Source organism: Nocardia sp. NPDC059228 (assembly GCF_042754245.1).
GTDB lineage: Bacteria > Actinomycetota > Actinomycetes > Mycobacteriales > Mycobacteriaceae > Nocardia.
Genome location: NZ_JBHZAL010000014.1, coordinates 1 through 18,997, shown reverse-complemented (window position 1 = coordinate 18,997; position 18,997 = coordinate 1). Strand labels below are relative to the sequence as shown.

Sequence of the window (18,997 nt, the reverse complement as noted above, 5' to 3'; positions counted from 1 at the left end):
AATTCGGACATGAAGCCATTGGCACAATGACCCGAGTGACCCCAGACGACGTCCGCCGCACCCGGTTCGGCCACGCGCCGTCCGGGCCCCACGGCTACCACCCCGCCCAGGTGGACGCCTTCTGCGCACGCATCGCCGACACCATGCTCGGTCGCGACCATCTGAGCATCGCCGACATCCGGCACATCGAATTCGACGGTCCCCCACCCGGACATCGCGGCTACGACATCGCCGAGGTCGACGACTTCCTCGACCACGTCTGCACGGAACTGGAATACCTACGCCGCGGCCGCGGACGCGTCCCCGCCGGCCGCACCCCCGACACCCTCACCCCCGACGACGTCCTGCGCATCCAATTCTCCGCACCCCCTTTCGGTTTCCGCGGATATCTGGCCGACGAAGTGGGCGCGTTCCTCGACCGCCTGGCGGCGACGCTCGCCCACCACGGCCCCAACGGCCTCACCCCCGAGGATGTCCGGGACATCACTTTCCACCTGGCCACCGACGGCGCGCCCGCCTATCACCGCGAGGAGGTCGACGCCTTTCTCGACCTGGTGGTCCACCAGCTCGAGAAGTCCGAAGCATCCCGGCACTGACACCCGAAGGCGGAGGAGAATCTCCATCGGACGTCCCCCGCGTAGGGACCTTGGGCCCTGCCTCCGGAGGAGCCGGCGCAACAGACTGATCGTCATGCGTAGACGATTCGAGTTGGCTTTCAACATGTCCTACCTGGCGATCATCTGGGGGCTGGTGATCGCCATGCGCCGCAACCGCGACCGGGTTCCGCGGGAGCAGCGGGAAACCGCGGCGCGATTCGAGGAGGCGTTCACCCTGCTGGCGACCGGCGACACCGCACACCTGGCGTTGCGCGCGGTGTCCATGGCACGCGGCGAGGACCGCGGATATCTGAGGCTGCGGGGACGGCGGGCGAGTCTGATCGGGCTGGGAGAGATGGCCACCTCGATCACGATCACCCTGTTCTATGTGCTGTCACTGGATGCCTGGCGGCTGCGGTTCCGGCGCTCCTGGGACGGTTTCACCAGATCGCTGCTGGGGCTGTCGTTCGTGCGATTGATTCTGCTGGCGACACCGTTCAACAACTGGGACAGGGACGAGACGCCCGCCGGGTACGGCGTGGACCGCAATCTCCCGCTGCTGGCCGTGGGCGCCGGCGAGATGTACCTCATGCGCCGCGAAGCCACCCGCACCGGCGACCGCACCTTCCGCTTCCTCTCCGACGCCATGGCCGCGTCGTTCGCCTGCTACCTGCCCGTCATCCTGTGGGCTCGCCGCATCCCCCAGCTGGGTCTGCTCATGATTCCCAAGACCCTCGCCTACCTCGCCATGGCATTCCGCGTCTACGCCGACTTCTTCCGGGGCACACCGGAATCGGCCGCAGCGGAACCGGCGGCCCCCGCGGCCGACGCCGGCGTCATCCCGGCACCGTCGTCGCCGGCCGTGACGCCGAGATGACCGGTGCGACCGGCGGCCTGAGGTGCGCCCAGAGGGCGACGCGCTCGATGGCCGCGGCCAGCGGGATCACAGTGGCGTCGTCGAGGTGGCGGCCGATGATCTGGAGTCCGACCGGGAGGCCTGAGTCGGTCCAGCCCGCCGGAATGCTGGCGGCTGGCTGGCCGGCGAGAGTGGCTGGGTAGTTGAATCCGATCCAGGCGGACCGGAAACCGCTGTGCCGTCGATGATTTCGGGACCGGTCAGCTCCACCGGAAGGCCGGGACGGCCGTGGTCGGAGTGAGGAGGACATCGCGGTGGCACATGAGCCGGGCCATGGCGTTCACCAGCGCCTTGCGCGCTATGTTCGCGTCGGTGAAGTGCTGAACGGGTTCCATGCGTTCGGGATCCGGCCCAGGCCGCCGCCACCGAGGGCAGGCTCCGGCGCTCGGTGGCCGGGACCGGTTCCTGCTCGTATTCGTGACTCGACAGGGTTCGGCCCCGCCTATCCCTGCTGCTTCAGACCCTTTGCGGGGTCGATGAATTCGTTGGTGACCAGGTCCGCGGCGGTGAGGTTGTCGGGGACCTGCTGGCCCTTGGCGCGCAGCAGCGGAGTGACCTGGGCGATGGCGCGGGTGACGCGATCGGTGTCGAAATTGCCGAGGGTATTGCCGGGGCCGTTGGCGACGATCTTGTTCTCCAGCTGGACCCGGACGGAGTCGGTATTGCCGGCGGCGGAGATGGGCGGGCCGTCCGGGATCGTCTGTGCGATGCGGAGCAGGGCCTGGTTGGTGGGGTCGGGGTTGGTGACGTAGTCGATCTGGGCCTGCTGCAGCATGGGGACGAGCTTCTGCAGGCAGGGGCGCAGTTTGTCGAGTTCGCCGCTGCGGACCGACCAGGCGTGCGGGTAGCTCTCGTATCCGGCGTCGGCGACCAGCAGGTGACCGGTCGGCTTCTGCCAGCCCTTGACGTCGTGCTCCCAGCGGTACGGCTCGTTGGAAACGTAGGCCTGCTGCACGACCCGGCCGTGCTCGGCGACGAAGCGGCTGGGCGTGCCGTCATAGGAGGCGTCGGCCTGTTCCTTCTTCACGTACCCGCTGGCGATCAGGTAGTCCATGTAGATCTTGCCCTCGGAGTACAGAATCGGGGCGTTGGTCGCGGCCACGTCCTTCCACGAGTTGATGGTGTAGGTGGCGGGATCCCACATGATGATCTGCGGGTTCTTCGCGAGCGAGGCGAAGACACCGGTCAGCGGGAATTTCGCCTTGGCTCGCACCTGCTCGTCGGTCGGGACCAGCCCGAGGGTGATGGAGTCGTCCTGGTACATCTGCGCGGGTACCGGTTGGCCACCGAGGAACGGACCGCCGAGGCGCACTTCGACATTCACGCCGGTGTCGCCCAGCGGGCCGGTGTACGCGCCCTTCTTGGGGTCGACGGTGCCGTTCGGGCCGACCAGCTGATAGGCCGCCGCGCGTTCGGGTGTGGCGTACCAGTCCGTCTGGATCACGACGGTGGACGGACAGACTCCGGCCAGCACACCCTGCCCGGAGGGTTTCGGGGTGGAGGCGCCGCCACCGCAGGCGGCGGTGAGCAGGACGCTGCCGGTGAGCGCGGCAGCGGCGAGGACACGTTTCTTCACGAGCATTCCTAGAAGGTTGAAACTGATTGCGGGAGAATTTGTTCGGCTATTCGCCGACGCGCTTGCCGTGGGCGCGGTCCACGCGCCCGGCCAGGAAATCGAAGATCCAGAACAGGGCCAGGCCCACCAGTGAGGACAGCAGCAGCGCGGTCAGCAGTTCCTCGGTGGCCAGCCGCTGCCGGTAGACGTCGATCATCCGGCCGATGCCCGGATTGCCCTGGCGGAAGAAGAAATCGGCGACGATGGAGCCGATCACGGCCATGCCCGCCGAGATCTTGAATCCCGAGATCATGGCGGGCAGCGCCGCCGGGAGTTGCAGTTTCAGCAGCCGCTGCCACCGGTTGGCGCCGTGCAGCGTGAACAGGTCGTGCTCGGGCGCCTGCACCGACTTCAGGCCGAACAGGGTATTGGTGATGACCGGGAACAGCGACACCATCACGCACACGATGACCCGGCTGCCGAATTCGTAGCCGAACCAGAAGCCGAACAGCGGCACCACGGCCAGCACCGGAATCGTCTGCAGGATCACGGCATACGGGTAGAGCGAATACTCGGCCCAGCGCGCCTGGCTCATGATCACCGCGAACGCCACCCCGAGCACGATGGCGATCACCAGACCGACCAGCGCGATCTGCACGGTCGAGGCGAGGGCGGTGAGAATCTCGGCACGGGTGGCGGCATCGAGCAAGCCCTTGGACACCACCGATTCCGGTGGCGGCAGCAGGAATCGGGATTCCTGCGGGATCAGAAGGTGGCTCGCGATCGTCCAGGCGGCCATGACCAGCGCGAACACCAGCGCGGGCGCGAGCACGCGCACCGGGGTGACGGCGAAGGGCCAGCGGAGTTTCCGGGGCGTGCGCGGCGGCCGCGCGGTCGCCGCGGTCGTCCTGGGCGGCACGGCCGTCTCGGGCACGACGATTCCGCTGTCAGCGGTCGCGGCGGTCATGCGGCCCTACCCCCGATCCGCGCAGTTCCCCGCTCGGCGTCGTGCAACGCCGCCGACACCTCCGCCGCGACGGCGCCGAACTCGGGTGTGTACCGCGACTCCGGCGATCGCGGGAAGTCCAGCGGCACCGGGATATCCGCCGCCACCCGGCCCGGCCGCCCGGTCAGCACGACGACCCGGCTCGACATGAACACCGCCTCGGCCACCGAGTGCGTCACGAACACCCCGGTGAAGCCCGATCGCCGGTACAACCCGCTCACCTCCTCGTTCAGGCGCTGCCGGGTGATCTCGTCGAGCGCACCGAACGGCTCGTCGAACAGGAATAGTTCGGGTGCACCTGTCAGGGCCCGCGCGATCGACGTCCGCATGCGCATGCCACCGGAAAGCTGTGCGGGCTTGTGGTTCTCGAAGCCGGACAGCCCGACCAGCTCCAGCGCCTCGCGCGCGGCGGCCCGCCGGGTGGCCTTGTCCACGCCGGCGAGCTCCGCGGGCAGCTCGGCATTGCGCAGCACCGAGCGCCACGGCAGCAGCGTCGCCTCCTGGAAGACGTAGCCGAGTTTGCCGGTGGCGACGGAAACCGTTCCGGCGGTGGGCTGCTCGAATCCGGCGGCGAGGCGCAGCAGGGTGGACTTGCCACAGCCGGACGGGCCGACCAGGGAGACGAACTCTCCCGGCCGGATGGCGATATCGATGTCGTCGAGCGCGTGCGTGCCGTTCTCGAAGGTCAGGCCGACATGCTGAAAGGCCAAGGCCGGATCGGTGTATACATTGCCGCCCTCGGCGGCCTCCGTATTCGCGTCCGGGCCTTGGCCTTTGACGATGGTTGAGGCGGTGGTGCGCATGTCCACAGTTCTATCGGCGGATCATTGCCGGATGCGGTCCACGCGATTACACCTTTGTTTCGTATACGATCAGTCCGCGCTGAGCCGGCCGTCCCGCGCGACCACCCGGCCGCGCTTGACCACCAGCTTTCGGATCGGAACGGAAACCACAGCGGCAGCGGGTGTTTCGGCGTCGACGGTGAACAGGTCGGCGGGCGCACCCACCCGCAGTCCGTAATCCTCGATCCCGAGAACGGCGGCGCCGCCATAGGTTCCGGCCGCCAGCGCGAGTTCGATATCGGCATCGGACACCAGCCGATCCCGGAAGGCCACCTGCATGATCCGGCGCAGCATGTCGCCGTCGCCGTAGGGCGTCCACAGGTCCCGGACACCGTCATTGCCCAGCGCCAGCCCGGCTCCCGCCTCATGCATCACCCGCACCGGCACCACCGGCGCGTCACCCACCGCGCAGGTGATCATGGAAACCCCGGCGTCGGCAAGGTTTTCGGCGATCCGGCGCTGCTCACCCGGGGCGAGCTCCCCCATCGCATAGGCGTGGCTGATGGTGACCCGCCCCGCCAGCCCCGTGGCCCTGGTCCGGGCCGCGATCAGGTCGAACTGCCAGGCGCCCAGCGCGCCCCGGTCGTGCAGATGGATATCGATGCGCGCGCCGTATTTCTCGGCGAGACCGAAGATCAGATCGAGCTGACCTGTCGGATTCCCGTCGTACCCGGCCGGATCCAGGCCGCCGATCACCTCGACACCCTCGGCCAGCGCGGCGTCCAGCAGCTTGCCGGTGCCCGGCCGGGTGAGCAGACCGCCCTGCGGAAAGGCGACCAATTGCACGTCGACCCGGTCCGCGTGCCGCGCCGCGGCCGCCCGGACCGCCTCCACGCCCCGCAGCCCCACCTCCGGGTCGATGTCGATATGACTGCGGACGTGCGCGGTCCCGCCGGACACCATGGCCCCCAGCAGGTTCGACGCGTAGTCGGCGCTGGGCAGCCCGAGCTCGTCACGGCGGCCCTCGCCGTTGGCGATCCGCCCGGCCAGCGTCGGTCCGCCGGTATTGGGCACCCAGGGCCCGCCGAACATGGTCTTGTCGAGGTGACAGTGCGACTCGACCAGGCCCGGAAGCACCAGCGCCCCGGCCAGATCCACGGTGTCGACGCCCTCGGCGCTCAGATCGGGTGCGATCGCCGCGATCCGGCCGTCCCGGACGAGAATGTCGGCGCCGGCGAGCGGGACTCCGGGAGTCCAGGGGCGGCCGCCGCGCAGCAGGAGATCGTTCATGGAGTGCACCACCTGTATCGAAGAGAGAACGGCAATTCGGAAACCTTCCGATCGGAATGGCCGCATCGTATACAAATCCTGCCTGCTCAGCGACCGGAAACACCTGCGACACAGCTGGACCCGCGAATATCTGACCGGTGCAGTAGATTTGCGGGATCCCGTCGGGCGAGGCCACGATGGATCGTATGCAAATCCCCATTCCACCGATCGTCAGATGAGGCCGCAGTGACCAGCACCGCCGGGCGCATGACACCGCAGCAGCTGTGCCGCGCCATCCGCGACGACATCATTCGTGGCGCGTACGCCCCCGGCCAACGACTCACCGAGGAGGCGCTCGCCGAGGGCTACGGCGTCTCCCGCGTGCCCGTCCGGGAAGCGCTGCGCACCCTGGAAGCCGAGGGTTTCGCCTCGTCACGGCCCTACGCCGGGGTGTTCGTGGCGGAGCTCACCGAGGACGAGGCCGCCGACCTGCTGGAGATCCGGGCCCGCCTGGAGCCGCTCTGTGCCTCACGGGCGGCGGTGCGGCGCACGCCCGAACAACTGGGCCGCCTCAAGGAACTCACCGCGCTGGGCCAGGACGCGGTGCGGGCGGGCCGCCTGGACGAGCTGGCCCGGCTCAACAGCCGGTTCCACGAGGTGCTCGCCGAAGCATCGGGCAGTACCCTGCTCGCGCAGCTGATCATGCAGCTGAGCTGGAAGATCGCCTGGGTGTACTCGGTCGAACTGCCGCGCCGCGCCAGTGATTCGTGGAGCGAGCACGAAGAGATCTGTGCCGCGCTGGAGGCCGGTGACCCCGACCGCGCGGCCGATGTGGTGAGCGCCCACATCGCGCACGCAGCGAACGCCTACCGGTTCCGGAAACACACCGAGGACACCGCGTCGCCGCGCACCGAAAACACTGCGCGACAGCGTGCTTCGAGGTCGCACACTTCGTAACATCGGCGCAGCAATTGCCACCTCGGGACGAAACACGGCTCTCGTATACAAAACGGAGTCACTTCGTCCGGGGAGGTCACCATGGCGGATCCGTTGCCGCACACCGTGGATCTGATGTTGCGCGCCGCGCGTATCGCCGACGACGCGGAGCTGGTCGACATCGCGATCGACGGCGGTGTCATCACCGCGATCGGGCCCGCGCTCACCGGCCGGGGCGCCGAGGAAATCGACTGCGCCGGACGAGTCGTCATTCCCGGCCTGATCGAATCCCATGTGCACCTGGACAAGGCGCTCCTCGACGCCGAGAAGTCCAATCCGGACGGCACCCTGGCCGGGGCCATCAGCGTGACCGCCGAACTCAAGCGCGGCTTCACCGTCGCCGCCATCCGCGACCGCGCCCGACGTGTCCTCGACATGGCGATCGGCAATGGCACCACCGCCATTCGCGCACACCCCGATGTCGACCCGATCGTGGGCCTGCGTGGGGTGACCGCGCTGCTCGATCTGCGCGAGGAGTATCGCGACCGCCTGGACATTCAAATCGTCGCATTCCCGCAGGAGGGCATTCTCCAAGCTCCCGGCACCCTCGACCTCCTCCGCGAGAGTCTGCACGCGGGCGCGGACGTCCTCGGCGGCTGCGCCTACAACGAACGCACCGTCGAAGACTGTCGCCGCCACATCGACCTCATCTTCGGCCTGGCCGCCGAATTCGATGTCCCGCTCGACATTCACGCCGACTTCGCCGACGACGCCACCGACCCCCGCTATGCCATGGCCGATTACATCGCCGCGGTCACCGAGCGCACCGGCCGGCACGGGCGGGTCACCCTCGGTCACATGACCTCCCTGGCCGGTCGTCCCCGCGCCGACCGCGCCCGCATCCTGGAGCAATTGGCGGCGAGCGGAATCTCCGTCGTCCCCTTGCCCGCCACCGACATGCATCTCGGTGGCCGATCGGATGTCACCAACGTGCGCCGCGGCATCGCCCCGATCCGAGAGCTCTGGCAGGCAGGAATCACAACGGCTTACTCATCCAACAACATCCGCAACGCCTTCACCCCGTACGGCAACGCCGACATGCTCGATATCGGACTCTTCCTGGCCCAAACCGCGCATCTCTCCGGCCCCGACGACTTGACCCGGGTGCTGGCAATGGCGACCACCGAGGCGGCCCGCACCATTGGCATCTCGGAGCGATACGGGCTACGCGTCGGCGCGGCCGCCGATCTAGTGGTGCTGTCCACGCGAACAGTCGAAGGTGCCCTGCTCGACCGCCCCGATCGAAACTATGTCTTCAAGTCCGGACGCCTGACCGCCCGCACCACCCGCGTGCAGGAGGTAATCCGGAACAACGAAAACCCATGAGACAAAAACTAAAGACCAAAAACAAAGGACCAAGGACCAAAAAGACAAAAGATGCCTGGAGAAGGGAGGGGGCAGCCTCACGTCCGCGCCTGCACCTACCGGCCCCTCACCTTTGAAGCCGCATCTGGGCTTACTGCAGGAGGTATTCCTTCAGATCACGACGTTGGGGTCGCCACATGATGGTTGTCGGCGTCATGGTGGCGGTGGCAGTGGCGGGAATGTCGGTGCGGGCGTTCGGGTGTCGGAGATAGCCGGTGAGATTGCGGTGGGTTCGTTGTCTGTAAAGGTGATGCGTGCAGTCCGTGGGCCGGGATCGGCGGGAGACAGCTCTCAACCCGGCGTCAGCCCAAGTTCGGTAGGGCAGACGAGGTGACCACACTCCCCGGTCCCTGCGCACGCCTGCAGCACACGAGCGGTCCGGGAAACACGCCACCCGACCACCCCACCTCAGGCAACTGGAATCGATCGCAGCCGCGACCCACTGCCCAACGCGGTGCCGAGCGTTCACCCGCACCCCCGTGCCCTGCGCACGCCGACAGCACACGAGCGGTCCGGGAAACACGCCGCCCGTGAACCCCACCTCAGGCAACTGGAATCGATCGCAGCCGCGACCCACTGCCCCACGCGATGCCGATCGTCCACCCACACCTCCCCATGCCCTGCGCACGCCAGCAGGACACGAGCGGCCGGGAATCACGCTGCTCGTGCACCCCACTTCTGGCAACTGGATTCGACGGCAGCGGCGACCCACTGCCCCACGTGGTGGCGATCGTTCACCCGTACCTCCCTGTGCTCTGTGCATGCCAGCAGGGCACGAGCAGCCGGGAATCACGCCACCCGTGAACCCCACCCCAGGCAACTGGAATCGATCGCAGCCGCGACCCACTGCCCCACGCGATGCCGATCGTCCACCCACACCTCCCCGCGCCCTGCGCACGCCAGCAGGACACGAGCGGCCGGGAATCACGCCACCCGTGAACCCCACCCCAGGCAACTGGAATCGGTCGCAGCGGCGACCTGCTGCCCCACGCGATGCCGATCGTTCACCCACACCTCCCCGCGCCCTGCGCACGCCAGCAGGACACGAGCGGCCGGGGAATCACGCGGCCCGTGAACCCCACTTCCGGCAACTGGATTCGATGGCAGCCGCGACCTGCTGCCCGACGTGATGCCTGTCGTTCACGCGAGGAATGCCGGTGGGGTCAAGGCGTTTCGGAGCAATCCACCCGGTCCGGCCCCGATAGGGGGAATCTTTGCCCATGACAACGGTTTTCCAACCCTCGGCACTGTCGTTGACCAGCGCGTGGCAGTGATCGCAGACCAGGGTCAGATTGGTCAGATCGGTCGGCCCGCCTGTGGCCCAGTCGGTGATGTGGTGGACCGCGCACATGCTCGCGGGTGCGTCGCATCCCGGGCGGGTGCAGCCCTTGTCGCGGGCGATCAACGCCAGCCGTTGGGCGGGGGTGGCCAGGCGTTGGCAGCGGCCCAGGTACAGCGGCAGCCCGTCGGCGTCGAGGACCGCCAACACCGGGCGGGTGCCCTCGGCCAGCTTCAACGCCTCGTCGATCGAGACATGGCCGCCCGAGGCGGTGGTCGCGACCCCGGCCCCACGCTCGAGGTCGGCGAGGTTCATGGTGAGGATGACTTGGACTGGCAGACCGCGGTGGGAGCCGAGTTTGGCGGGGTCGATTCCGGGCTGCAGGAGTGCGAACAGGGCGTCGTGGGTGCGCTGACCGGCATCGCGACGGTCACGACGCGCGGCCGCCTCGAGGACCTTGGAATCGACGACCTTGACCGTGGCAGCGACGCTGTCGGGGTCGTCGATGTTGCACATGCCCGGACGCGCCAGCTTGGCGAACACCGCATCCAACAGGGCCCGCAACTCGGGAGTGATCCAGCCCTCGATCCACGACATCCCATCCACCCCAGGACGACCCAGGACCAGACCGCGACGGCGACGGCGATCGGTGTCGGAGACGACCTTGCCGTCGGGGTCGACGCGGGCGAGGATGTCACGGCCGATCTTGGGCAGATCATCGGGCCAGCCGACGCGGGAGTGGCCGACCAGGATGGCCTCGGCCTCCGCACGCGTCTCGGCGGGGATGTCGGCGGGCAGGTGGTTCATGACGTCGATGATGTTGCGGACGTGATCGCGTGAGATGTCGCCTGCTTCAAAGGCTTCGGCAGTCGAAGCCAACGCGGGCGGGCGCAGGTGTCCGGTGGGTTCGAAGAATTCGCCGCACTGGCGGGCGATTTTCACCCGCACCGACGCGTCGTACCTCGACAGGCCCAAGGTCTGCCGCAGGAACGGCACCACATCCTTCGCCCCGCTGCCTTCGGGCAGGGAGCGGTTGCAGGCTTCGATGATCAGGCGTGAATCCAGTGCCGACAGTTGGCGTTTGCAGGTTTCCAGGCGCTGCATCAGCTCCACGACATCACTGTCGGAGAATGGGTTCAGGTTGCCGTGGAGGACGGAATTCGACAGGGATTGCACGGCGGCTGCCAGGTCGGCGATGCCGCACGTGTCGAGTGTTTCCCCTTTCGAATCCATGTGCTAATTCTACAGCCGCGCGATCATTGGCAGAACCCGAATTGTCCAGTATCCCTGGCCTTTTCGATCGAAAATCGAATAATGGCTCGATCCATACCGGGCGCCCCAATCAAACACAGACCATTTGGAATTCCGTCGATATCCGCCAGCGGAAAGGTGATGGCAGGTGCGCCTGCGATAGCGGCCAAACAAGTCAAATGCAGGGTGCGCGTCCGGCCCGATTCCAACGCTTCGGCGGCAGCCGTCCGGGGTGGCGGCGGTGTGGCGGTGGTGGGCAATATCAGAATCCGGTCGCGCAGTGCGGCGCGGAGCTGTTCGGCGGCTATGCGTAGCACTTCGCCGGCCTCCGCCGCTTGCGATGGAGTGATCGTCGATGCGAACCGGAAACGCTGCGCCACTTCGGATTCGAGCGCTCCGGGATGCGCCTGGATCCAGGCTCCATGGTTGGACCAGGCTTCGAAGGCCTGGACGGTCCGGAACGCCGTGAACCACGATGCTGTGTCGGCGTTCAGATCTGCCTCGACGGCACCCATCCGCGTCGCGGCGGCGAGACTCGCGGCCGCCGGCTCGTCATCGGCGACAGCGCACAACCTCGGATCCACGATCAACTGTGCGTCGCCCGATTCCTGTTCGGGCAGCAGACATTCCGCGACAGCCGCCAAGGTGGGCGCGTCACGCGTCATCCATCCCACCGTGTCGAATGATTGCGCGAGCGGCAGCACTCCCGTGGTGGGTATCGCGCCGTGCGAGGTACGGATTCCCCACAGCCGCTGATAGGCGGCCGGAACCCGGATCGACCCGGCCGTATCCGTGCCGAGCCCGATGGTGACCGCGCCGCTCGCCACGGCGACCGCGGAGCCGCTCGACGATCCACCCGGAACCCGTTGTGGAGCAGCGGGATTCACCGGCATCCCATAGCATCCGTTGCCGCCGGTGATGCTGTAGGCGAATTCGTCGGTCTGCGCGATACCGGTGATGTCGGCACCGGCCGCGAGCAGGCGGGCCACCACGGGTGCGTGGGTCGGCGCGGGCGCGCCGAGATAGTCCGGAACTCCTCCGCCGAGTGGAAATCCGGCGACGGAGTAGAGATCCTTCACTGCCACGGTGTGCCCGCTGAGAACACCGGCACCAGTGGCGCGGACCAGCGGTGCCCCCAGTTCACGCCATACCCGCCGATCGAAATCCGTTGCCCGACCGGGGATCTGCTTCACGATCGTCATCAGGCCCGCTCGAGGACGCGCCGGGCCAGTTCGGTCGCGGCGTGGTGGGCGAAGTCGGCGACCCGTATCTCACCGTGCACCCCGCGCACCTGGTCCACCGCCTGCGAGATGGTGAAATCCGCTGCGGCGCTGAGATACAGGTACGCCTGCCGCGGGTCGCCGTCGAACAGCGAGACCACCAGCTCCACCGCATTGCGGACGCAGACCTCGAGCGCCCGGTTCAGGTCCTCGTCCAAGCCCGTCGGAATGACCAGCCCGTGTGCGGCGGCGAACGGCCCGATCGTCCGGCCCAGTCCGGCCGCGACCTGCGCGCCCGGAATCACGTCGACCGTCAGTCGCGCCCGCAGTGGCGCTTCCAGCGCGGTCAGTGCCACCTCGCCGTTTCCCTGGGCGAAGTGCGGGTCGCCGATATAGAACAGCGCGTCCGGAACCTGAACGGGCAGGAACAGTGTCGCGCCGGCCGTCAGGCGGCGGAGGTCGATATTGCCACCGTGCAGCCCCGGCGGCACCGACGACACCCTGCTGTCGGTGTCGGTCGCGACCCCCATGATCCCCAGGAACGGATGCAGCGGAAAACTGGCCCGCTGCGGCCGATCCGGATGCATGGGCATGGTGCCGAACCACCTCCCCTCCCGGGATTCCACCGCACAGAACTGTCCGTAGTTCCCGTCGAATCCGCGCCGATGGGCCAGGACGCCGCGCGCGTGCCGTGTGGAGACGACGCCGTAGGGTGCGCGCATGGTCAGCTCGTCGATGCGGATGGCGAGCAGGTCGCCCGGCTGGGCGCCCGTCACCGCGATCGGCCCGGTGACGATGTGTGGCCCGGCCAGCGAGTCACGGTTCCTGGTCGCGGCGACGTCGACGGCGTCTGCCAGCACCTGGTCGCGTTCGACACCGTTCCGCCCGAAATACCCGACGGGATCGGAGCCCTGGTCGTCGAGAATCCCTTCGTGGCTGACGGTGTCGACCACGATGCTGCGTCCCGGCTCGACGGCCGCGATCGGCCGGTCCCGCGCACACGGCAGTCGGCCCCACAGCACCGCCGACGGATCGACCGGCAGATAACCGGTCTCCGAGCCGATCCCCTCACCCGATTGCAGGACCGGAAACGCCGGGATGAACTCCCGCACGATCGACGTCACGCTCACTACCTCTCCTACCCGACCGAATTGGTCGGACCATCCGATGTGCCGACCATAAGCCGGGCGAACGGGCGGTGACGGCGCTCGAAACCGAACGTAACTGGCGTTTTACCTGACCGAAATGGCCTGGCCGGGAACGGATTTAAACTCGGGCGATGACAGCATCGATTCCCCCGCTGCGCCGGCGCGCGCGCAGCGTCAGCGCGGAGGTCGCCGCGCATCTGGAGGCGCTGATCACCAATGGCGAGCTGCGGGCCGGGGATCGGCTGCCGTCGGAACGCGAGCTGGCCGCGAATATGAACGTGTCGCGATCATCCTTGCGCCAGGCCATGTTCGAGCTGGAATCCAAGCAGCTCATCGAACGCCGTCAGGGCCGCGGCAGCACCGTCACCGAAACCCCGCGGCACGCGGACGCGCTGACGGAGGGCCTGCGGGCGCTGGATATCGAGCTCGGCCACGCCATCGAATTGCGTGATCTGGTGGAACCGCGCATCGCGGAGCTGGCTGCCCTGCGTGCGCTGGACTCGAACCTGCTGTCCCTCGACGACGTCCTGACCCGTTCCAGCGACACCCTCTCCCCCGCCGAATCCCTCCGGCTCGACATCGAATTCCACACGCTGCTGGCGCACGCGGCGCAGAATCCGCTCCTGGTGACGCTGTGCACCATGACCACCGAGTGGACCAGGAGCACCCGCACGCTCTCCCACCGCTCACGTCACGCCCGCCGCCTGTCGCTCGAGGGCCATCACCGGATCTACGAGGCCGTCGCGGCCCATGACAGCGCGGCCGCGGCCGCCGCCATGGAGCGGCACCTGCGGGAGGTACGCGAACTCAGCATCGCACCGCGCTGAGCGCTCAGGCGCGCATCGCGCCGACCGCCACCTCGGTCCGGAAGGTGCGCCGATAGACCAGTGGCGACACCCCGATCGCCTCGTGCAGGTGCTGGCGCAGGGAGGCTCCGGTGGCGAAGCCGACCTCCCCGGCGATCCGATCCACGGAAAGCTCTGTGGTCTCCAGCAATTCGCGGGCGCGGAACACCCGCTGCTGAATCAGCCACCGCCCCGGGCTCATCCCGACCTCGTCGCGGAACCGGCGGGCGAAGGTGCGGCCGCTCATGCGCGCTCGATCCGCGAGGTCGGCCATGGTCAGCGGCCGGTCCAGATTCTCGAGCGCCCACTGGCGAGCGATGGCCGTGCCCGCGGCGTTCGGCGGCGGCACCGGCTGCTCGATGAACTGGGCCTGGCCGCCTTCGCGCCAGGGCGGGACGACACAGCGGCGGGCCACCATATTGGCGATCTCGCTGCCGTGGTCGGCGCGAATCAGGTGCAGGCACAGGTCGACTCCGGCGGTGGCGCCGGCGGAGGTGAGGATGTCGCCGTCGTCGACGTAGAGGACGTTCGGGTCGACGTGGACCCGCGGGAAGGTCCGCCGGAACCGGTCGGCGAAGTTCCAGTGGGTGGTGGCGGGCCGATCGTCGAGCAGGCCCGCGGCGGCGACCACGATCGCTCCCGTGCAGATGGAGACCAGCCGCACACCAGGACGGATGGAGGCCAGCGCGTCCGAAACCGCCTGCGGCAGGCCATTCTCCAGGATCGGCGCGACATCGCACGGCGGAATCACCACGGTGTCGGCGGTTTCCAGCCGGCTCGCGTCGTGCGCGACCGCGATGTCGAAGTCGGAACCGCTGCGCACCGGCCGCCCGTCCAGCGAGCAGGTGATCACCTCGTACCGCCCATCGGCCGTGCCGAACACCCGATTCGGGATGCCGAGCTCGAACGGGTAGACCCCGTCGAGCGCCAGGACGACGACCCGGTGCGGCTGTGCCTTCTCCGACTGCATGGCACGAATCTATCGAATATTGGCAATCGTGCCATTTCCTCCCCGCTCACCCGGCGGCAAGCTGGAGGCATGAGCGAAAAGGAGATCACCATCCCCACCACCATGAAGGCCATCCGCCAGGACATCCTCGGCGGTCCCGAGGTCCTGCACGAGGTGGAACTGCCGGTGCCGCAGCCCGGTCCGAGCGAGATCCTGGTGCGGGTGCGCGCCACGGCCCTCAACCCGACCGACTGGGGCCACCGCCGTCGCGCGGGCCTGTTCCTACCCCCGCCTCCGTTCGTGCTGGGCTGGGACGTCTCCGGCGAGGTGGTGGCGACCGGGATCGGCGTCACCCTGTTCAAGCCCGGCGACGAGGTGTTCGGCATGCTCCCCTACCCGCACGGGCACGGTGCGGCCGCCGAATACGTCACCGGGCCGGCTCGCGCCTTCGCCCGCAAGCCCGCCAATCTCGACCACGCGCAGTCCGCCGCGATCCCGCTGGCCGCCCTGACCGCCTACCAGGCGCTGGTCGACACCGCGAATGTGCAGGCCGGGCAGCGGGTTCTGATCCACGCCGCCGCCGGCGGGGTGGGGCACTTCGCGGTGCAGATCGCCAAGGCGCGCGGCGCGTACGTGATCGGCACCGCCAGCGCCGCCAACCACGATTTCCTGCGCGGCATCGGCGTCGACGAGGTGATCGATTACCGCACCACCGATTTCGCGGACACGGTCCGCGACATCGATATAGTCCTCGACCCCATCGATGCCGACCACGCCCAGCGGTCCCTGCGCACCCTGCGGCCCGGCGGCATTCTGGTTTCCCTGCGCGCCAATGGTGGTGACCACTACAAGGCCGATGCCGAGCAGCTCGGCGTGCGTGCCGAAATCCTGCTCGTCGAGGCCGATCACACCGGGATGGAGGCGCTGCGCGAGCTCGCCGAATCCGGCGCGCTGCGCCCCACCATCGCGGGGTCGTTCCCGCTCGCCGACGCGGCCAAGGCCCATGCTCTCGGCGAGACCGGCCGTACCGTCGGAAAGCTCGTCCTCACCGTGGGGTGAAGTAGCACCGGAACCGCGCCGCCCCCCGGAGAACGGCAAGCGGCGCGGTTCCATTCACGGAAGTTCGCACCCGTGAACGGTTTACGGCTCGAACAGATCCAGCTGGGGCTCGTGACGCCGCACTTCGATCGATCCGAAAACCAGGTCCGGCGGCGGAACCAAGCCGAGGTGCTCCCACGCCGCCGCTGTCGCGATGCGGCCGCGGGGCGTGCGGGCCACCAATCCGGCCCGTACCAGGAAGGGTTCACACACCTCCTCGACCGTGGCCGCTTCCTCGCCGACCGCGACGGCGAGGGTGGAGACCCCGACCGGGCCGCCGTTGAAGCTGCGGATCAGCGCGCTCAGCACCGCGCGGTCGAGGCGGTCCAGGCCCAGTGCGTCCACGTCGTACACCGCCAGTGCGGCACAGGCGATTTCACGCGTGACAAGTCCGTCGGCCTTGACCTCGGCATAATCGCGGACGCGCCGGAGCAGCCGGTTCGCGATGCGGGGCGTGCCACGGGAGCGGCCCGCGATCTCGGCCGCCGCGTCGGACTCCAAGCGCACGCCCAGGATTCGAGCCGAGCGTTCCAGAATCTTCTGCAGCTCTTCGGGTTCGTAGAAGTCCATGTGGCCGGTGAAGCCGAAGCGGTCGCGCAGCGGGCCGGTCAGGGCACCTGATCGAGTGGTCGCGCCGACCAGCGTGAAAGGCGCGATATCGAGTGGAATCGACGTCGCGCCAGGGCCTTTGCCGACCACCACGTCGACGCGGAAGTCCTCCATGGCCAGGTACAGCATTTCCTCGGCCGGCCGCGCCATGCGGTGGATCTCGTCGATGAACAGCACATCACCCTCGACCAGATTGCTGAGCATGGCGGCCAGGTCGCCCGCGCGTTCCAGCGCCGGGCCGGAGGTGAGCCGCAGCGCGGTGCCCAGTTCGCCGGCGATGATCATGGCCATACTCGTCTTGCCCAGCCCGGGCGGGCCGGACAGCAGTACGTGGTCGGGGGTGCCGCCGCGCAGTTTCGCCCCGCGCAGCACCAGCGCCAGCTGTTCACGTACCCGCGGCTGGCCGATGAAGTCGTCGAGGGACTTCGGGCGCAGGCTGGCCTCGATCTCGCCGTCGGATTGCAGATAGCTTGCGCTGACGGCGGATTCGGTGTCGTCGATATCGTCGAACTCGTCGGTCATGACGGCCTATCGATTCTTGCCCAGCAGCCCGAGCGCCGTGCGCAGCGCCTGCGAGGTGCCGATGCCGGGGTCGTCGGCCAGCACGGCGTCCACCGCACCCTCCGCCTGCCGGGCCGGGAAGCCCAGCCCGATGAGCGCGTCCACCACCTGCTCGCGCACCGGGGTGGCCACGGGCGCGGGCCCGGATCCGGGTGGGCCGGACTGCACCGGAACCAGATTCACCTTGTCCCGCAGCTCGACCACCATGCGTTCGGCGCCGCGCTTGCCGACACCCGGGACCCGGGTCAGCGCCGCCACATTCGATTCCGCGAGCGCCTTGCGCAGCGCCTCGGGTTCGAGCACCGCGAGCACGGCCATGGCCAGCTTCGGGCCCACCCCCGACACGGTCTGCAACAGCACGAACAGCTCCCGCGTCTCGGTGTCGGCGAAGCCGAACAGCGTCATGGAGTCCTCACGCACGATCATGGTCGTGTAGAGCCGGGCGTCCTCGCCGCGGGTGAGCCCGGCCAGGGTGACCGGGGTGGCATTGAGCCGGTAGCCGACTCCCGCCGCCTCGATGACCACATGGTCGAGCCCGATCTCGAGTACCTCGCCGCGTACCGACGCGATCACCGCGTTACCGCCTTCCGTTGCTGGGCAAGCCTTTCCTCGTACATGCGCCGTTGCCGCTCGGCTATCGCCTCCGCCTTGGCCATGCGTTCCAGCATGGGTGCGCGCCAGCAGTGGCAGATCGCCAGGGCGAGCGCGTCGGCGGCGTCGGCGGGCTTGGGCGCGACGGCCAGCCCGAGGATACGGGTCACCATGGCGGTCACTTGCGCCTTGTCCGCCGAACCATTGCCGGTGACGGCCGCCTTCACCTGAGACGGCGTGTGGAAGTGCACCGGGATCTGCCGCCGGGCGGCCGCGAGCGCGATGACGCCACCCGCCTGCGCGGTGGCCATGGCGGTGCGCACATTGTGCTGGGAGAAGACGCGTTCGATGGCCACGGCCTCGGGCTCATGGGTGTCCATCCAGGCCTCGGCGGCGTCGGCGACCAGCAGAAGCCGTTGCGCCAGCTCCATTTCCGGCGGGGTGCGCACCACGTCGACGGCGAGCATGGAGACCTGCCGGCCCATGCTGCCGACGACCATGCTGATGCCGCACCGGGTGAGCCCGGGGTCGACGCCCATCACCCGCACCGAAACCCCTCTCACCATGAACGAACAACTGTTCGAGAGTCTAACGGACCCTCGCGGCGACATTGTCCATCGACACGGCCGGTCGCGGTGCGGGCTCGGGTGATCCGCCGGAATCAGGAGCCGCTGGGCGCCGGGGCGCCGGGGCGCCGGCGGCCGCTGTTGTCGACCACGGCACTCAGGTAGTCGATGCCCGTCAGGTAGCTGGGCTCGAACCTGTCGGGCTCCTTCTCCATCGGAGGCGAGTTCCAGGTGCCGTCCGGGTTCATCGAAGGCGTGCCGGGGCGGAATCCGCCGGACACCCAGCGGCCGGTGCACCCCACCTGTGTCTGTTCGGTGGTGTGGCTGTTCACCCAGACCGACGTCTCGTACCCGTCACCGAATCCCGAGCAGTGCACCCGCACCTGGATGCGATA

19 protein-coding genes and 1 pseudogene are annotated in these 18,997 nt (G+C 68.4%); 6 read left to right on the top strand and 14 right to left on the bottom strand.

All coding sequences use genetic code 11. From position 1 onward, the window contains the following. Window positions 1-26: 26 nt before the first annotated feature. Window positions 27-596, top strand: a complete 570-nt coding sequence (locus ACFXKA_RS21885) for a DivIVA domain-containing protein (RefSeq protein WP_379428654.1) — start codon at window positions 27-29, stop codon at window positions 594-596. A gap of 94 nt (window positions 597-690) precedes the next feature. Beyond that, on the top strand, window positions 691-1,473 hold the full coding sequence (locus tag ACFXKA_RS21880; RefSeq protein ID WP_379428653.1) for a hypothetical protein: 783 nt from the start codon (window positions 691-693) through the stop codon (window positions 1,471-1,473). Here ACFXKA_RS21880 and ACFXKA_RS21875 read toward each other — a convergent pair. The 6 genes from ACFXKA_RS21875 to ACFXKA_RS21850 all read right to left on the bottom strand — a co-directional run bounded on the left by ACFXKA_RS21875 (window position 1,433) and on the right by ACFXKA_RS21850 (window position 6,145). Continuing rightward, window positions 1,433-1,762, bottom strand: coding sequence for an amidase family protein (locus ACFXKA_RS21875; RefSeq protein WP_379428652.1), 330 nt, complete (start codon window positions 1,760-1,762; stop codon window positions 1,433-1,435). The genes ACFXKA_RS21880 and ACFXKA_RS21875 overlap by 41 nt on opposite strands. Then, the gene (locus ACFXKA_RS21870) at window positions 1,713-1,847 is read right to left on the bottom strand and encodes a hypothetical protein (RefSeq protein ID WP_379428651.1); all 135 of its coding nucleotides are present in this window, start codon (window positions 1,845-1,847) and stop codon (window positions 1,713-1,715) included. The genes ACFXKA_RS21875 and ACFXKA_RS21870 overlap by 50 nt, the downstream gene beginning before the upstream one ends. Window positions 1,848-1,954: 107 nt before the next feature. Further along, on the bottom strand, window positions 1,955-3,088 hold the full coding sequence (locus ACFXKA_RS21865) for an ABC transporter substrate-binding protein (RefSeq protein ID WP_379428650.1): 1,134 nt from the start codon (window positions 3,086-3,088) through the stop codon (window positions 1,955-1,957). A gap of 46 nt (window positions 3,089-3,134) precedes the next feature. After that, window positions 3,135-4,034, bottom strand: a complete 900-nt coding sequence (locus ACFXKA_RS21860) for an ABC transporter permease (protein WP_379428649.1) — start codon at window positions 4,032-4,034, stop codon at window positions 3,135-3,137. Next, window positions 4,031-4,876, bottom strand: coding sequence for an ABC transporter ATP-binding protein (locus tag ACFXKA_RS21855; protein WP_379428648.1), 846 nt, complete (start codon window positions 4,874-4,876; stop codon window positions 4,031-4,033). Before ACFXKA_RS21855 ends, ACFXKA_RS21860 begins: the two co-directional genes overlap by 4 nt. A 69-nt stretch (window positions 4,877-4,945) precedes the next feature. Continuing rightward, window positions 4,946-6,145 carry an amidohydrolase gene (locus ACFXKA_RS21850; protein ID WP_379428647.1) on the bottom strand — a complete coding sequence of 400 codons (1,200 nt, stop codon included), beginning with the start codon at window positions 6,143-6,145 and terminating at the stop codon, window positions 4,946-4,948. A 225-nt stretch (window positions 6,146-6,370) separates the two neighbouring features. Between ACFXKA_RS21850 and ACFXKA_RS21845 the strand changes: the two genes are divergently transcribed. Both ACFXKA_RS21845 and ACFXKA_RS21840 read left to right on the top strand, forming a co-directional pair. Then, window positions 6,371-7,081, top strand: coding sequence for a GntR family transcriptional regulator (locus ACFXKA_RS21845; RefSeq protein ID WP_354837186.1), 711 nt, complete (start codon window positions 6,371-6,373; stop codon window positions 7,079-7,081). A gap of 81 nt (window positions 7,082-7,162) precedes the next feature. Next, on the top strand, window positions 7,163-8,446 hold the full coding sequence (locus ACFXKA_RS21840; RefSeq protein WP_379428646.1) for an amidohydrolase family protein: 1,284 nt from the start codon (window positions 7,163-7,165) through the stop codon (window positions 8,444-8,446). A gap of 1,099 nt (window positions 8,447-9,545) precedes the next feature. Here the strand turns inward: ACFXKA_RS21840 and ACFXKA_RS21835 are convergent. From ACFXKA_RS21835 to ACFXKA_RS21825, 3 genes and pseudogenes are all read right to left on the bottom strand, one after another. Next, a complete protein-coding gene (locus ACFXKA_RS21835; protein ID WP_379428645.1) occupies window positions 9,546-10,997 on the bottom strand; it encodes a DUF222 domain-containing protein in 1,452 nt (483 codons plus the stop codon). Between the two features lie 620 nt (window positions 10,998-11,617). Further along, a pseudogene (locus ACFXKA_RS21830) lies at window positions 11,618-12,217 on the bottom strand (amidase family protein); the annotation flags it as partial. After that, window positions 12,217-13,365 (bottom strand): acetamidase/formamidase family protein, encoded by a 1,149-nt coding sequence (locus tag ACFXKA_RS21825; protein ID WP_379428644.1) that lies wholly within the window; start codon window positions 13,363-13,365, stop codon window positions 12,217-12,219. The pseudogene ACFXKA_RS21830 and the gene ACFXKA_RS21825, both read right to left, overlap by 1 nt. Before the next feature lie 149 nt (window positions 13,366-13,514). Here ACFXKA_RS21825 and ACFXKA_RS21820 point away from each other — a divergent pair, with 149 nt between their 5' ends. Continuing rightward, a complete protein-coding gene (locus ACFXKA_RS21820; protein WP_354837176.1) occupies window positions 13,515-14,210 on the top strand; it encodes a GntR family transcriptional regulator in 696 nt (231 codons plus the stop codon). A gap of 4 nt (window positions 14,211-14,214) precedes the next feature. On the opposite strand, the gene ACFXKA_RS21815 is transcribed toward ACFXKA_RS21820, so the two are convergent. Beyond that, complete coding sequence (locus ACFXKA_RS21815) at window positions 14,215-15,198, bottom strand: GlxA family transcriptional regulator (RefSeq protein WP_379428643.1); 984 nt, start codon at window positions 15,196-15,198, stop codon at window positions 14,215-14,217. Between the two features lie 69 nt (window positions 15,199-15,267). On the opposite strand from ACFXKA_RS21815, the gene ACFXKA_RS21810 reads away from it, so the two are divergent. Then, window positions 15,268-16,236, top strand: coding sequence for an NADP-dependent oxidoreductase (locus tag ACFXKA_RS21810; protein ID WP_379428642.1), 969 nt, complete (start codon window positions 15,268-15,270; stop codon window positions 16,234-16,236). 81 nt (window positions 16,237-16,317) lie between these two features. Here the strand turns inward: ACFXKA_RS21810 and ruvB are convergent, their stop codons facing one another. The 4 genes from ruvB to ACFXKA_RS21790 all read right to left on the bottom strand — a co-directional run. After that, a complete protein-coding gene (ruvB, locus tag ACFXKA_RS21805; protein WP_354837170.1) occupies window positions 16,318-17,406 on the bottom strand; it encodes a Holliday junction branch migration DNA helicase RuvB in 1,089 nt (362 codons plus the stop codon). A 6-nt stretch (window positions 17,407-17,412) separates the two neighbouring features. Further along, window positions 17,413-18,018 (bottom strand): Holliday junction branch migration protein RuvA, encoded by a 606-nt coding sequence (ruvA, locus tag ACFXKA_RS21800; protein WP_354837168.1) that lies wholly within the window; start codon window positions 18,016-18,018, stop codon window positions 17,413-17,415. After that, entirely contained in the window at window positions 18,015-18,584 is a 570-nt protein-coding gene (ruvC, locus tag ACFXKA_RS21795; RefSeq protein WP_379428771.1) for a crossover junction endodeoxyribonuclease RuvC, read from the bottom strand. Before ruvC ends, ruvA begins: the two co-directional genes overlap by 4 nt. A 113-nt stretch (window positions 18,585-18,697) precedes the next feature. Then, window positions 18,698-18,997, bottom strand: a 300-nt coding sequence (locus ACFXKA_RS21790; protein ID WP_379428641.1) for a hypothetical protein, incomplete at its 5' end; no start/stop codon positions are given.

Bases quoted from the DNA above. Each gene is read 5' to 3' on its own strand.
- ACFXKA_RS21885 (WP_379428654.1), top strand. From the start codon at position 27: ATGACCCGAGTGACCCCAGACGACGTCCGCCGCACCCGGTTCGGCCAC.
- ACFXKA_RS21880 (WP_379428653.1), top strand. From the start codon at position 691: ATGCGTAGACGATTCGAGTTGGCTTTCAACATGTCCTACCTGGCGATC.
- ACFXKA_RS21875 (WP_379428652.1), bottom strand. From the start codon at position 1,762: ATGTCCTCCTCACTCCGACCACGGCCGTCCCGGCCTTCCGGTGGAGCT.
- ACFXKA_RS21870 (WP_379428651.1), bottom strand. From the start codon at position 1,847: ATGGAACCCGTTCAGCACTTCACCGACGCGAACATAGCGCGCAAGGCG.
- ACFXKA_RS21860 (WP_379428649.1), bottom strand. From the start codon at position 4,034: ATGACCGCCGCGACCGCTGACAGCGGAATCGTCGTGCCCGAGACGGCC.
- ACFXKA_RS21855 (WP_379428648.1), bottom strand. From the start codon at position 4,876: ATGCGCACCACCGCCTCAACCATCGTCAAAGGCCAAGGCCCGGACGCG.
- ACFXKA_RS21850 (WP_379428647.1), bottom strand. From the start codon at position 6,145: ATGAACGATCTCCTGCTGCGCGGCGGCCGCCCCTGGACTCCCGGAGTC.
- ACFXKA_RS21840 (WP_379428646.1), top strand. From the start codon at position 7,163: ATGGCGGATCCGTTGCCGCACACCGTGGATCTGATGTTGCGCGCCGCG.
- ACFXKA_RS21835 (WP_379428645.1), bottom strand. From the start codon at position 10,997: ATGGATTCGAAAGGGGAAACACTCGACACGTGCGGCATCGCCGACCTG.
- ACFXKA_RS21820 (WP_354837176.1), top strand. From the start codon at position 13,515: ATGACAGCATCGATTCCCCCGCTGCGCCGGCGCGCGCGCAGCGTCAGC.
- ACFXKA_RS21815 (WP_379428643.1), bottom strand. From the start codon at position 15,198: ATGCAGTCGGAGAAGGCACAGCCGCACCGGGTCGTCGTCCTGGCGCTC.
- ACFXKA_RS21810 (WP_379428642.1), top strand. From the start codon at position 15,268: ATGAGCGAAAAGGAGATCACCATCCCCACCACCATGAAGGCCATCCGC.
- ruvB (WP_354837170.1), bottom strand. From the start codon at position 17,406: ATGACCGACGAGTTCGACGATATCGACGACACCGAATCCGCCGTCAGC.